The sequence below is a fragment of the Streptomyces sp. NBC_00669 genome (assembly GCF_036226785.1).
Classification (GTDB): Bacteria; Actinomycetota; Actinomycetes; order Streptomycetales; family Streptomycetaceae; genus Actinacidiphila.
Genome location: NZ_CP109018.1, coordinates 2,222,243 through 2,236,066 on the forward strand (window position 1 = coordinate 2,222,243; position 13,824 = coordinate 2,236,066).

The 13,824-nt window shown below is 73.3% G+C and carries 4 protein-coding genes; all 4 read right to left on the reverse strand.

Annotated features, from left to right (window positions below; all coding sequences use genetic code 11):
* Nucleotides 1-32 precede the first annotated feature (32 nt).
* Nucleotides 33-4,040: a glycoside hydrolase family 2 protein gene (locus OG896_RS08835; protein WP_329363947.1), complete on the reverse strand. Its 4,008-nt coding sequence runs from the start codon at nucleotides 4,038-4,040 to the stop codon at nucleotides 33-35.
* A gap of 193 nt (nucleotides 4,041-4,233) precedes the next feature.
* Complete coding sequence (locus OG896_RS08840; RefSeq protein WP_329363949.1) at nucleotides 4,234-7,878, reverse strand: glycoside hydrolase family 3 C-terminal domain-containing protein; 3,645 nt, start codon at nucleotides 7,876-7,878, stop codon at nucleotides 4,234-4,236.
* 280 nt (nucleotides 7,879-8,158) lie between these two features.
* Nucleotides 8,159-10,531 (reverse strand): ROK family protein, encoded by a 2,373-nt coding sequence (locus OG896_RS08845; RefSeq protein ID WP_329363951.1) that lies wholly within the window; start codon nucleotides 10,529-10,531, stop codon nucleotides 8,159-8,161.
* A gap of 161 nt (nucleotides 10,532-10,692) precedes the next feature.
* Nucleotides 10,693-13,791, reverse strand: coding sequence for an alpha-mannosidase (locus OG896_RS08850; protein ID WP_329363952.1), 3,099 nt, complete (start codon nucleotides 13,789-13,791; stop codon nucleotides 10,693-10,695).
* Between the last annotated feature and the right edge of the window lie 33 nt (nucleotides 13,792-13,824).

Consider the following 13,824-nt stretch of genomic DNA (forward strand, 5'->3'; position numbering starts at 1 on the left):
GACCCGTCCGGCCGGCTCACCGCTTCACCGGGTCACTGCGTCGCCGTGTACACGTAGATCTCGTGCACGGACAGGTAGTTCCCGGCGGCCTTGGTGTTGACGACCTTGAAGTACCGGACGTCCACCGGGTCGAAGTTCAGCGTCATCACGCCGCCCGAGGTGTACGGAGCGGTGTCGGCGAGGCTGAGCACCGTGGTCCAGGTGGAGTTGTCCGTGGAGACCAGCAGGTCGGCGGCGCTGGGTACGTCGCCGCTGGAGGCCGACGCGTCCCACACGATCTTGTCGATGGTGTGCGACGCCCCCAGGTCGAGGCCGTAGTACATGCCGGGCTGGCGGGCCGTCGAACTGGTCCAGCGGGTGCTGGGGTTGCGGTCGTAGGCGTTGGCGGGGGTTCCGCCGGCCGGGTTGGTGAAGCCCTTCCAGCCGTCGGTGGGCAGTTCGCCCGAGCCGGCGCCCGCGGCGAAGGCGGTGCCGACGTTCGCGGCCAGCAGCGCGGCCAGGCCGACCTGCGTGGGCAGGGCGTTCTTGTCCGGCCACAGCAACTGGTCGACGATCACCGACCCCTGGCCCGCGGCCGTCTGCCACAGCGCGCTGCCGGCGGTGAAGCCGAGCGTGCTGTGTGCCGCCTTGCCGTACTTGGTCTGCTCGTTGCCCGCGCTGAACAGGCTCCAGGCGACCGCCCGGGTGTCCACCGCGCTGGTGCCGCCCTTGGCCTGCACGGTGTACGCCACCAAGGGCGCGCCCGCACCCGGCCAGTCCAGGTCGGCGTTGCTGACGCCGGTGGTCAGGGCGGAGTTTCCGGTGGTCACGGCGCCGTGCGCGTGGTCGGCGTCCACGGCGGTGAGCTTGGCGCCGGACGGCAGGAACGGCGCGACCGACGCCCAGGTGTCCGGGGTGGCACCACTGATCCACAGGGTGCCGCCCTGGCCGGTCCACGCGGTGACCGCGGCAGCGGCTGCCTTGAGCGACGCCAGCGGCGCGTCGTTGCCGGGCGAGGCGTCCACCAGCAGGATGTCCAGCGCCGCGAGGGCGTCGGCGTCGACCGTGCCGAGCACCGTCAGATCGGCCGCGGCGGCCTTGAGGGTGACCGCCGCCGCGCTCTTGTCGTCGGCGGCGAGCACCCCGAACCGCCCGGTGGCCGCGGCCGGCCGGGCGACGTACCCGAGCAGGTTGCGCAGCAGCGCGGCGGCGATCGGCTCGGCGGCCTGCGCGGCCACCACCGGGTACTGGCAGATCAGGTAGCGGCCCTTGCCGAACCTGGTCTCGGCGAGCGCGGTGGCGGCCAGCGCGGACCCGGCGTCGGCGAGCGAGAGCAGGCTGCCGAAGCGCGGCTTGAGCAGCACGGTGGACACCACGGTCTCGTCGGCGGTCTGCCACCAGCGCAGGTCGTCGGCGCCGATGCCGGCCAGCACCGGGTGGTGCGGCGCGGCGACGTGGGTGACGGTCTGCGGGCTGCTCGTGCTGAACTGCGGCCACGGCAGGATCTGCGGGAACGCGCTCTGCGCCAGCACCAGCACCTGGCCGCCGGCGGCGACGAACGTGGTGACCTTCTTGCCCGCGTCGGTGTCGGCGGCCGGTTCGGCGCCCTCGGCGACCACCAGCACCTCGCCGGAGGCGGGGTCGGGCAGCGTGCCGAAGTCGGCGACGGTGCGGGCCGTCACGCCCAGCGCGGTCAGCGCCTTGGTGGTGGCGGCACCCGAAGTCCCCTCCAGCACCGCCGCCTTGAGCGGGGTGCCGAGCTTGCCCGCGGGAGCCGGGTACAAGGTCAGCGCGATGTCGTCGGTGAACGTCCCGTCGCCCGAGACGGTGATCCGCAAGGTGGCCGCGGTGGCCTTCTTGACCTTGGGCAGCGCGAGCTTCGCGGTCACGCTGCCGCGGTCGGTGGCCGCGACCGTCACCTTCGCCGAGCCCTTGCCGGTCGGGATGCCCTTGCCGCTCAGCGTCCAGCCGACCGTCAACTTCACCTTTCCGGCGGTGTCGTTGCAGACCATCAGGTCCTTCGCCAGCGTGCTGCCGCCGAAGTAGTGGGTGCGGTAGTCCAGCGCGAGCGCGGCGACGGGCTGGAAGACCCGCGCCACCGAGCCGTGGATGGGGTTCGGCCGCCAGTCGGGCAGGCCCTTCTGGAAGCCGGGGTTGAGGGTCGCCGCGAACGGCCCGACCCGCTTCAGCCGCGGCCCGGACCCGCTCGGATCGGGCTTCGGCACCGACGTGCCGTCGAACGGCAGCGGCTGCATGCCGTACCAGACCGTGTTCCACGGCGAGATCGCGGTGATGCCCGCGTACCGGAAGCCCTCGATCTGGGCGCGGACGGTCAGCGCGTGCGCCGACCAGAACCCGTCCAGGTCCGCGTACGCCGCCGGGCCGCCGAGCGCGCTGACGTCGGACGGGTTGGCGTAGTACATCGAGCTGAACTCGCTGATCAGGAACGGCTTCTTGCGGTCCCACTCGTCGCCGCGCGGCTGGCCGACGGCCAGCACCCGGCCGGACTCGGGGATCGTGGTGTTCTTGGTGGTGATCTCCACCGGGTAGTGGGTGCTGCGCAGGTCGCCGGCGCCCTGCGGGTCGCCGTCGCCCTCGAAGTAGACCGGGCGGCTGGTGTCCTCGGCGAGCACCGGCGGCTTGAGCGCGGCGACCTGCGGCACGTAGCTCTGGCCGAAGGCGGCCAGCATCTCGTTCTCCGCGCTCCAGGCGATGATCGAGGGGTGGTTGCGGTCGCGGACCACCCGGTCCTTCAGGTGGGTGGCGCAGTTGGCCCAGAAGTCGTCGGCGCCCATCGCGTAGTTGCCCGAGGAGCCGTAGATGCCGGACTCGCCGACGATCATCATGCCGAGTTCGTCGGCCACGTCGTAGTAGACCGGCGGGTACGGCATGGCGTGCAGGCGCATGTAGTTGACGCCCGCGGCCATCGCCATCCGCATCCACATCTCGGCGTAGGCGCGGCTGTTCTGGACGGAGCCCATGTAGTGCCAGGAGTCGCCGCGCAGCAGTTGCGGTTCGCCGTTGAGCAGCAGCGCCGGGCCGTCGACGGTGACCTCGCGGAAGCCGAACCGCTGGGTGGTCGAGTCGAGCACCGGGCCGGTGCCGGAGGCGCGGATGTCGACCCGCAGCTCGTACAGGTGCGGGTCGGCCGGGTTCCACAGCCGGGGCTTGCTCCAGCCGGCGGACTCCTCGACGGCGGTGGTGCCGCCGGCCGGCACGGTGACCTGGCGGCTGAGCCGCAGCACCTGGCGGGCGCCGTCCCACACGGTGTGGTCCACCCGGACGGTGGCGTCGGCGGCGGAGTCGTTGCGCAGGACGGTGGTGGCGGTGAGCTTCTTGTCCGTGACCGACGTGACGATTGCGGTGTCGGCGGTGGAGACGGGGTTGCGGGCCAGCAGCCACACGTCCTGCCAGATCCCGGCCGCCTCCTGGCCCCACCAGGAGCCCCCCGGGAAGTGGTAGCCGTCGGACTGCCGGGCCGAGCCGGGTGAACGCACCAGCAGGTGAACGGTGTTGCTGCCGCCGAAGACCGCGTGGTCGGTGACGTCGGCCTCGAACGGCAGCAGCCCGTCCTGGTGGTGGGCGACCTGGGCGCCGTTGAACCAGACGGTCGCCTCGAAGTTGACCGCCTCGAAGCGCAGCACGATCCGCTGCCCCTTGGCCGCCGCCGGTACGCGGACGGTCCGCCGGTACCAGGCGGTGTCCACCGTGTTCCAGTCGTCGGGGGTCTCGAAGAGGTCGTAGGCGTCCCAACCGGTGGCGAACGGCCCGGCCGCCATGTTCCATTCGGCCGGCACGGGGATGTCGGCCCAGCCGGAGTCGGCCGGCGGGTAGGCGGCGCCGGCCGCCGCGGGCAGGAAGTCCCAGGTGCCGTTGAGCGACTGGAGCACCTGGGCGCCGCCGGTCCTGGGCGCGGCGAAACCGCCGTCGCCCGGAGCGGCCGCCTGGGCGGCGCCGATCCGCTGGAGGCCGACCGCGGCGGCGGTGGCGGCACCGAGGGTGAGCAGCTGGCGGCGGGTCGGCACCAGGGCCGAACTGCGCTGTTCATGCTGGTTGTTCATGGTTCCTTCCATGGGCGCCCAGGGGCGGGCGCCGGCATGAGGGCATGGGGACATGAGGACTTGAGGGCGTGGGGGCACGCGGGCGGGGGCACGCGCGCGTCAAGGAGCACGCGCGGCCTCAGGCGTACGCGGGTGTGCGAGGCATGCGCGGGGGGCCGGTCCCGACGGGCGGCCGGCCCCCCGCGCCGGCGGGTCAGCCGCCGATGGCCACGGAGAAGATGTGCATCGCCAACTGGTTGTTGGTCGCCGTCTGGCTCACGTCGGGCAGGGTGATGGCCTGCACGGTCTTGCCGGGTTGCAGGTTCACCGTCGCGGCGTACGTGTGCACGGGCTGCTGCGACTGCCCTCCGCCGTTGTTGAGGTACGGCAGGCTGGCGGCGATGTCGCTGCCCTGGGAGGCGGTCTTCGACCACCAGTCCGCGAGTGCCAGCGCGTACGTCTGGGTGGTGCCGTCGGTGTAGAGGATGGTGCCGCTGCCGGACGAGCTGCCGAAGGCGCTCGAACCGACGAAGCCGAGCTTGGTACCACTGCCGCTGATCTCGATCGCCTGGCCGCCGGCCACCACGTTGTCGGGGGCGCCGGTGCCCGCGGCGGCGGGCCACGGGAAGCTCACCCCGTCGTGGTCGGTGCTCTTGCCGGGAGTCCAGCCGGCCGCCACCAGGGCGTCGCTGGAGTAGCTGGCGCCCCCGCCGTCGAAGCTGGCCGCCTTGGTGTTGTCGTCGCTGCTGATCCCGATGTTGTTGTAGGCAGCGGTCAGCGAGGCGTACGGCACGGTGACCGGTGTCTGCGCGGTGTGGTCGCCGCCGGGCGTGCCGACGGTGGCGTCCAGGGTGAAGGACGCCGGGTCGGTGCCGGCCGGGATGCTCACCGACCAGGTGGTGGTGGCCTTCTGGCCCGGGCCGACCTGGTCGAAGGTGGCCGGGGTGGTGGCGGTGGCGGTCCAGCCGTCGGGCGCCTTGAGCCCGACGGTGATGCCGCTGACCGCCGCGGCGCTGCCGTTGGTGTAGGTGGTGGTCGCGGTCAGCGTGCTGCCGGCCGCGGCGATCGGCACCGCTTGGAGCGTCAGCGAGTTGCGCACCACGATCGGGGCGGACCCGGTGACCCCGCCGACCTTCGCGGAGATGGTGGCGACGCCGTCGGCGACCGCGTGCACGGTGCCGTTCTTGTCGACGGTGGCGACCTTCGGGTCACTGCTGCGGTAGCTGACGCCCGCGTGCTTCAGGTCCGCGAACGACTGGTCGTTGTTGACCGCCTCCACCACGTTGTCCGCGGTGATGGACGTGTCGCGCTGCTCCTTGGAGTGGTCGGTGTCGTCCTTGATCCACTGGTTCTTGCCGGTCAGGCTGAAGGTGTCGCCCGCGTTGTAGACGACGTTCTCCGGCTGCACCGTGACGGTCTGCACCTTCGGGGTGAGCCGTCCGCTGATCCGCACGTTCGCGGTGCCGGCGACGTGCGAGGAGTCCGCGGCGACCTGGAACTGGTAGCGGCCGTTGTAGACCGTCTGCCGGGAGTTCTTCGCGTCCCAGCTCGACAGGTCGGCGGCCTTGACGGAGATCGTCAGGTGCTGGCTCTGACCGGGCTGGAGGACGCCGGTCTTGGCGAAGCCGGCCAGCCGCTTCTTCGGCAGCTGGACGCCCTTGACCGTGAACGGCGTGGCGGCGTAGAGCTGGGCGACCGTCGCACCGGCGGTCTTGCCGGTGTTCTTGACGTCGACGCCGATCTTCACCGAGCCGTCCGGGGTGATCTGCGAGTGGTCGGCGGTGACGTGCGTGTAGGAGAAGGAGCTGTAGCTCAGGCCGTACCCGAAGGGGTAGGTCGGGGTGCCGGTGAAGTACTGGTAGGTGCGGCCGAGTCCGCCGGTCTCACCGGGGGTCAGGCCGTAGTCGGACTTGTCCGGGAGCTGCGAGTCGTCCTTGTACCAGGTGAAGTTGAGGTGCCCGGCGGGGTTCTGCTTGCCGAAGAGCACGTCGGCGAGCGCGGCGCCCTGGGACTGGCCGTTGAAGCCGCTGAAGACGATCGAGGAGACCTTGCCCTGCTCGTCGTCGATCTTCACCGGACCGTCGGACTGGATGACCAGCGCCAGCTTCTTGTTGCCGAGCGCGGCGGTCTGGTCGATCAGCGAGTCGTAGTTGCCGGGCATGTCGAGGTTGGTGCGGTCCTTGCCCTCGTCGGCGTTGGCCTTGTTGGTGCCGACGAAGAGCACGACCAGGTCGGCGGACTGGATGTCGGCCTTGGTCTGGTCGCTGAGGGTCGCGGCGGCGGTGGCCGTCGAGGAGCTGCCGGCCGCGTCGAAGACCACGTCGGCACCCGGGTTGGCGGCCTTCACCTCGTCGGTGATGCCCTGCACCGGGCTGGTGGTGTGGTCCGGCTCGCCGGAGTACAGGCCCAGCGTGGTGGTGTTCGCCATGTCGCCGAGGATGACGATCTTCTTCGCCTTCGCCGGGTCGACCGGCAGCAGCGGGCTGGTGCCGGTGGCGGGAGCGGAGTTCTTCAGCAGCACCAGCGAGTTGTCGGCGACCTTGGTGGCCAGCGCCTGGTGGGCCGGGCTCTCGATCTGGTCCTTGGTGATCGAGGTGTACTTCACGCTGCCGGCCGGGTCGAACTCGCCGGTCTCCATGCGGACGGTGAAGACCTTCACCAGCGCGTTGTCGATGACGCCCTCGCTCAGCGCACCGGCCTCGATGGCCTGCTCGATGTTGGCGGTGGTGGCCTCGTCGCCGGTGCAGTTCAGGTCGGTGCCGGCCCGCAGGGAGTACGCCTGGCCGCCGGCCTGGCCGGACATGGTCTTGCCGGTGGCGGTCTGGGTCCAGGTCGGGTTGTTCGCGTCGTGGTCGGTGGTCCAGCCGGGCGGCGCCCAGTCGTGGCCGCCGGGGAACTGCTTCCAGTTGGTGCCGACCGCGCCGCAGTCGGAGGTGATGTAGCCGTCGAACCCGTAGGTGCGCTGGGCGAGTTCGTTGGTGGTGTAGGTGTCCGACGTGGACGGGGTGCCGTTGATCGCGTTGTACGACGTCATCAGGCCGGCGACGTGCGCGTCCTCGATCAGGTCGCGGAACTGGGCGGTGTAGTAGTCGCGCAGGTCCGTGTCGTTGACGTCGGAGCTGATCCCGGTGCGGTTGTCCTCGACGTTGTTCAGCGCGTAGTGCTTGGCGGTGGCGGCGACCTTGAGGTAGCCGGTCTGCGAGGTGCCGTCCGGGTTGTTGCCCTCGTAGCCGTCGATGAACTGCCCGGCCATCTGCCCGACGAAGTACGGGTCCTCGCCGAACGCCTCGTCGGTGCGGCCCCAGCGCGGGTCCCGGTCGAGGTTGACCGTCGGCGCCCAGTACGTCAGCGAACCGTAGTCGTCCGCCGACGGGCCGAGGTTGTTCTGGCCGGTGCCGAAGAGCGACTTGTCGACGAACCCGCGGGCCTCGTCGGAGATCGCGGTGCTCTCCTGGTACATCAGGCTCTTGTCCCAGGACATGGACGAGGCGAAGTTGGTGGGGAAGCTGGTGGAGTGGACCCCGCCCTGCGCCCCGCCGTTGTTCTGGTCGGCGCCGAGGCTGTTGACGCCGTGCTGCCCCTCGCTCCAGTACGTGTACTGCTGCACCCCCAGCCGCGGTATCGCCGGGCCGCTGTTGGTGCTGAGCTGCTGCACCTTCTCCTGGAGCGTCATCCGCGACACCAGGTCGGCGGCCCGCTCCTGGAAGGAGTAGTGCGTGTCCAGGTAGATCGGCGTGCTCGCGGCCGCATGCGGGGCCTGTGCCACGGCGGTGCCGCCGTAGGTGGCACTCAGCCCCACCGCGCACGCCATCGCGCACACCGCGGCCAGGCCTGCGCGCCGACGCCTTCGCTTGTCCATCCTGCCTCCGTCGTCCGGGGAGTGTCATCAAGCGTGATCAAGCGGAACACCCGGGCCGGCTACGACCCTTGCGACGAACTTTGGTGCAAGTCCGAAGAAAGTCCGGGCCTTGCGTTCTCAATGCGGCAGTTTGTTGCCAGGTTTGACGTCGAGTCAAGAGTTCTGACCGGACAGGATGGCATTGTTTTGACTGATGACGACGAAACAACGATGAACGGGCTCCGCCCGGCGGCGGGCGCCGCGCCCGGACGGCCGGCTTCCGGCCGGGCGCCGGACGTCCCTACGCCCGGGCGCGGGTGCGCAGCCGCGGGGTGAAGGTGGCGTGGAAGATCGTGGACGCGGCGCCCACCGCCGCGGCCTCGGCGCTGAGCACGGACGGCTCGACCTCGACCCGTCGCAGCCGGCGCGCGGTCGGGAAGTCGTTGACCACCCGGTGGATCTCGTCGAGGTAGAAGCCGGCGGTGTCCTCGGTGAAGAACGGCCCGCCCAGCACGATCAGGTCGATGTCGAGCAGGTCGACCAGGCCCAGGGCGCCGCGGCCGACCGCGCCGGCCACCTCCCGCAGCGCGGCGGTGGCCGCCGCGTCGCCGGCCGCCGCGGCCCGCCCGACCTCGCGGTACGCCGCGGTGCTGCCGGCGGCCGCGCCGGAGGCGGGGAAGCCGTGCCGGGCGGCGAACTCCGGTACGGAACCGGGCGGGTTGCACTCCGGCACCATCTCGGGCCGCCCGTCGGGACCGGTGCGACCGAGCGATATCGCGCACAGCTGGCCGAACTCCCCCGCGTTGGCGCTCACTCCGCGGTAGAGGTCGCCGTTGAGGTAGAGGCCGGAGCCGACCCCGGTGCCGAGGTACAGGTAGGCGAAGTCGCGGGCCCTGCGGTCGCGGCCGATCCAGCGCTCGCCGGCCGCCGCGGCCAGCGAGTCCTTCTCGATGATCACCGGGCAGGGGAAGTGGTCCTTGAGCAGGTACAGCAGCGGGATGTCGTTCCACGCCGACAGCAGCGGCGGACCCAGCACCGTACCGGAGGCGATGTCCACCGGGCCCGGCACCGCCACGCCGATGCCGAGGAAGCCCTCCTCCGGCACCGAGCCCTGCGCCTTCTCCAGCGCCTCGCGCCCCAACGCGACGACCTGCGCGACGAATTCGGTCGGGTCGCCCTCCGCGCCGACCGGCCGGGTGCAGGTGCAGACGATCGCGCCGTCGAGGTCGATCACCACGGCGGTCAGCACCTCGGGGTCGATGTGCAGGCCGAGCGCGTGCGCGGCGGTGCCGCACAGCCGGACCGGGGTGCGCGGCTTGCCCGAGGTGGCCCGGCGCTGCGCGTCCTCCACGAGGATGCCGCGGTCGATCAGCGAACGGGCGATCCGCGAGACGGACTGCTGGGTCAGGCCGGTGCGGTGCGCGATCTCGCCGCGGGTGATGGTGCCCGACAGCCGCACCGACTCGATCACCACGCACTCGTTGAACGAGCCGAGGTCGATCTGGTTCACCCCGCTGGAGGCGATCGGCTCCGCGGGGGCGGCCGCGCTCGAAGGGGCCGCCGTGGCCGCCGCTTTGGAGGTGGAAGGCGCGGCGGACGGCGCGGCCTGCGCCGGCGGTACGGCCACGCTGCTGCGCAGATGGCCGGCGACGCTCTCGCGCAGCCACCGTACGGGGGTGCCGCCGCGGCCGAGTTCCGCGACCAGGTCGAGGTAGACGCGGCGCGAGGACTCGGGGTGGCTGGTGCTGTCCAGCGCGGCCATGGCGCGCAGGAAGCTGCGCCAGGAGGCGTTGGCGGGCAGCCGGTGCGAGGTCACCCCGCCGATCGCGGCCCCGGCCGGAACGGCGTCGGCGGAGGCGGAGTCGGCGGGGGCGGAGTCCCACAAGGTCACCGCGTGCAGGGCGATGTCGGGGTGGTGGGCGGTGGCCTCGGCGAGGTAGCCGGCGAGTTCCGGGTCGTGGTCGGCGCCGGTGCGGGGCCCGTCCGGGAGCGTCCCGTCCGGGTGGTGCGGGTCCGCGGGTGTCCCGTCCGGGTGCGTCCCGTCCGGGTGCGTCCCGCCTGAATGTGTCCCGCCTGACGGTGACCCGCCCGGGTGGAGCGCGTCCATCGCGCCGGCCAGCCCTGACAGCACGTCCTCGCCGAGCACCGTGGCGACGGCTGCCGACGGCGGCACGTCCGGGCGGGTACCGGCCAGCAGGACCGCGCGGCGGTCGTCCACGTAGACGCCCATCACCCAGATGTCGGCGCCGGGCAGCGGCGGGCGGGCGGGGACCCGCGGGCCGCGGGTGATGTCGCCGCCCACCGCCCAGCGCCGCCGGATCGAGGCCACCGTGGCGTGCGACAGGCCCAGTTCGCGGGCGATCGCCCGGCTCGCGCCGGAGCCGCCGGGGGCCAGCAGCGCCCGGGCGACGACCTCGGCCTCGTCCACGGTGGCCGGGCGGCCGGTGCGCGGGCGCTGCTCCAGCCCGGCGAGGCCGGCGCTCTGCCAGCGGTGCCGCCAGGTGCCCACGGTCTGCCGGGACACGCCCAGCCGCCGCGCGATCTCGGCGTCCCGCAGTCCCTCGATCGCGAGCAGCACCACCCGCGCCCGCACCGCCAGGGGGCCGCCGCCGCGAGCCCACTCGCGCAGCACCGCCACCGGTCCGCTCTCCTGCACCACGTCGAGGTCAGCCACGGCGCACCTCCGCGGGAATGCCGGCGCGGTGCGCCGGCGGCGCGGTTGCCGCGCACGTCGAGCCGGGCGGTGGCGGGCCGCTCGGCCGCCGCCACCGGGTGGCGCGTCTCGGCTGAGCGGCGCGGCGCGGCGGAACGGCGGGCGTGGGGGGCGGGGTTGCGTCAGGCACGGTGCCGGTCCTTGGGCGTGATGCGGAGGGTGAGGATCTGGAACGGGCGCAAGGTGAGCGGGTCGGCGGGGGAAAGGGCGGCGAGCGGCGCTTCGAGCAGGTCGGTCTCCGTCAGGGCGGCGACCGGGAAGCCCGCGGTGAGGGTGGTGCGCGCGCGGCCGCCGCGCGACTCGTAGAGCCGGACCACGACGTCGCCGCCGCGGTCGTCGGCGAGCTTGACCGTCTCGATGAGCACGTCCGGGTGGTCGACGGCGACCAGCGGCAGGTCGGCCACCGGCTCGGGGGTGTCGGGCCCGGTGCGCAGCGGGAGGTTGAGCGCGTAGCCCTCGGTGATCGCGTCCGCCACGGAGGCGCCCGGCCGCAGGGTGTGCCGGAAGCGCTGGACTCCCCGGTCGGCGTGCGGGTCGGGGCTGTGCGGGGCGCGCAGCAGGGTGCTGCGCACCACCGTGGTGGTGCCGCCGTCGGGCCGGGTGTGGCGGGTGGTGTCGTAGCCGTAGGTCGCGTCGGAGGCCAGCGCCACGCCCCAGCCGTGCTCGCCGACGTGCAGCCAGCGGTGGGCGGCGGCCTCGCGGCGGGCCGCGTCGGAGCCGGTGTTCTCGTGGGTGGGCCGGGTGACGTGCCCGAACTGGGTCTCGGCGCTGGTGTGTTCGGCGTGCACGTCCAGCGGCCAGGCGGCCTTGAGCATGGTGTCCTGCTCGCGCCAGTCGATCTCGGTGTCGATGGTGAGGGCATAGCTGCCGGCGCCGAGGCCGAGGTGCTGGACGACGGTGGAGCGGCCGGTGCCGCGCACCACCCGGACCGTGGCCAGCAGCGGTCCGGCGTCGAGCAGTTCGACCGACTCGGCGGTGTCGAGGTCGCGCCCGCCGCGCGGGTCGAGCCGCAGCGCGCTCCAGTCGGCGGGCTCGTCGCGGTGGAGCTGGAGCAGGTTGCCGGCCGCGCCGGGCGCGATGGCCTCCCGGCCGGTGCCCGACTCGACGGCCGAGCGCACCAGCCCGTCCCGGTCCACCACGATCCGCAGCAGGCCGTTGTCCAGGACGTGGCCACCGTCGGCGAGGGCTTCGACGGTGACCGGCGACAGGTCGCCGAGCGGCAGTCCGGCCCGGCCGGCGCCGAGGGCGGGCGCCTGCGCGAGGACGGCGGTGCGGCCGTCGGCGAGCTGCTGCCCGCCGGGCAGCGGGCGGGCGTCCGGGCCGAGCACGACGACCTCGCGGCGCTCGCGCGGGCCGGAGTTGAGTACCCCGGTGCCGTCCGGGTCGGTGCCCGGGCCGCCGGTCGCCCGCCGGATCAGCCGCTCCAGCCGGCGCTGCACGTCGCGGTGGGCCTGTTCGGCCTCTTCGTGCACCCAGGCGATGGACGTGCCGGGCAGGATGTCGTGGCACTGCTGGAGCAGCACCTGCCGCCACAGCCGCTCCAACTCGGCGTAGGGGTAGGGAATCCCGTGCCGTACGGCGGCGGTCGCCGACCACAGCTCGGCCTCGTGCAGCAGGGCCTCGCTGCGGCGGTTGCCGCGCTTGGTGCGGGCCTGGCTGGTGTACGCGCCGCGGTGCGCGGCGAGGTCGAGTTCGCCGCGCCAGACCGGTGCCTGCGGGTACTCCTGCTCGGCGGCGCGGAAGAACGCGGCAGGGGTGCTCAGCGTGACGCGGGGGGCGCCTTCGAGGTCGGCGAAGCGGCGGGCCCGCTCCAGCATGGCCCGGTCGGGGCCGCCGTCGCCGCGGCCGAAGGGCAGCAGCGAGCTGCCGGCGGCGCCGAGTTCGGCGAAGGACGCGACGGTGCCGGTGAGTTCGGGCCCGGTCAGGCTGGTGCCCTCGGCGGCGCCCGGCACGAGGTGGGTGAACAGGCGGGTGCCGTCGATGCCCTCCCAGCGGAAGGTGTGGTGCGGGGGCGCGGCGGCCAGCCCCGGTTCGGGTCGGCGGGCGGCCACCCAGCGGGCCCCGGCCAGCGCGGCGAGCTGCGGGAAGGCGGCGGAGGCGCCGGAGACGTCGGGCAGCCAGACCCCGTCGCCGTCGACGCCGAGTTCGTCGCGGAAGAAGCGCCGGCCGTGCACGAACTGGCGGGCCAGCGCCTCCCCGCCGGGAAGTTCGGCGTCGGCCTCGACCCACATGCCGCCGGCCGGCACCCAGTTGCCGTCCGCGACGGCCTTGCGTATCCGCTCGAAGACGTGCGGGTGGTGCTCCTTCATCCAGGCGTAGTGCTGCGCGGAGGACGCGGCGACGACCAGTCCCGGGTACTCCTCGGTGAGCGCGGCCATGGTGCTGAAGGTGCGGGCGCACTTGCGTACGGTCTCGCGCACCGGCCACAGCCAGGCGGAGTCGATGTGCGCGTGGCCGACCGCGGCGAAGGTGTGCGCGGAGTCGTGCGCGTGCCGGCTCAACGCCGGGGCGAGCACCGTACGGGCGCGGCCCGCGGTGCGCGCGACGGCGCGCGGGTCGACCGCGTCCACGGCGGCTTCGAGGGCGGCGCGGATCTCGTGCTTGCGGGGCAGCGCGTCGGGCAGCGCGCGCATCAGGCCGTCCAGCGCCTCGAAGTCGTGGATCAGCTGCCAGACGTCCTCGTCGCGGACCGCGATGTCGGCGCGGCGCAGCCGGTACAGCGGGGTGTCGCCGGCGGTGGCCGGGTCGCCGTAGCGGCTGCCGGCCCCGCTGCCGCCCTCGATCTGCGGGTTGGCGGCGGCCTCGACCAGCAGGCGCACCGGCTCGCCGCCGACCGCGCTGACCGCCACCGGCACGGCCGGCAGGTGCGGGTGGAGCCCTTGCAGCGGCAGGCCCCGCTCGTCGTGCACGAGCCCTTCGGCGCGGCCGCCGTCGGGGTCGGAGCCGAGGTCGACGAGGGCCTCGACCCGGCGGCCCGCCCAGCGTTCGGGCACGGTGGCGTGCACCCGGAACCAGGTGGTGGCCCAGGGCTTGCCCCAGGGCTCGCCGACCGCGAACGGGGTGTACTCGGCGCGCAGCGCCACCTCCGCCGGAACCGGCTCGCCCGGGATGTGCCAGGCGCCGATGTCCATGGGCAGCCGCTGCGGATACAGCGCTGGGCGCAGCTTCTCGGTGAGGAACGCGGCTATCCGCTCCTCGCCCGAGGCGATCCGGTCATGCATGGGCAGCCTTTCTGTCCAGCGGGTTCCCGCTAT

Bases quoted from the DNA above. Each gene is read 5' to 3' on its own strand.
- OG896_RS08835 (WP_329363947.1), bottom strand. From the start codon at position 4,040: ATGAACAACCAGCATGAACAGCGCAGTTCGGCCCTGGTGCCGACCCGC.
- OG896_RS08840 (WP_329363949.1), bottom strand. From the start codon at position 7,878: ATGGACAAGCGAAGGCGTCGGCGCGCAGGCCTGGCCGCGGTGTGCGCG.
- OG896_RS08850 (WP_329363952.1), bottom strand. From the start codon at position 13,791: ATGCATGACCGGATCGCCTCGGGCGAGGAGCGGATAGCCGCGTTCCTC.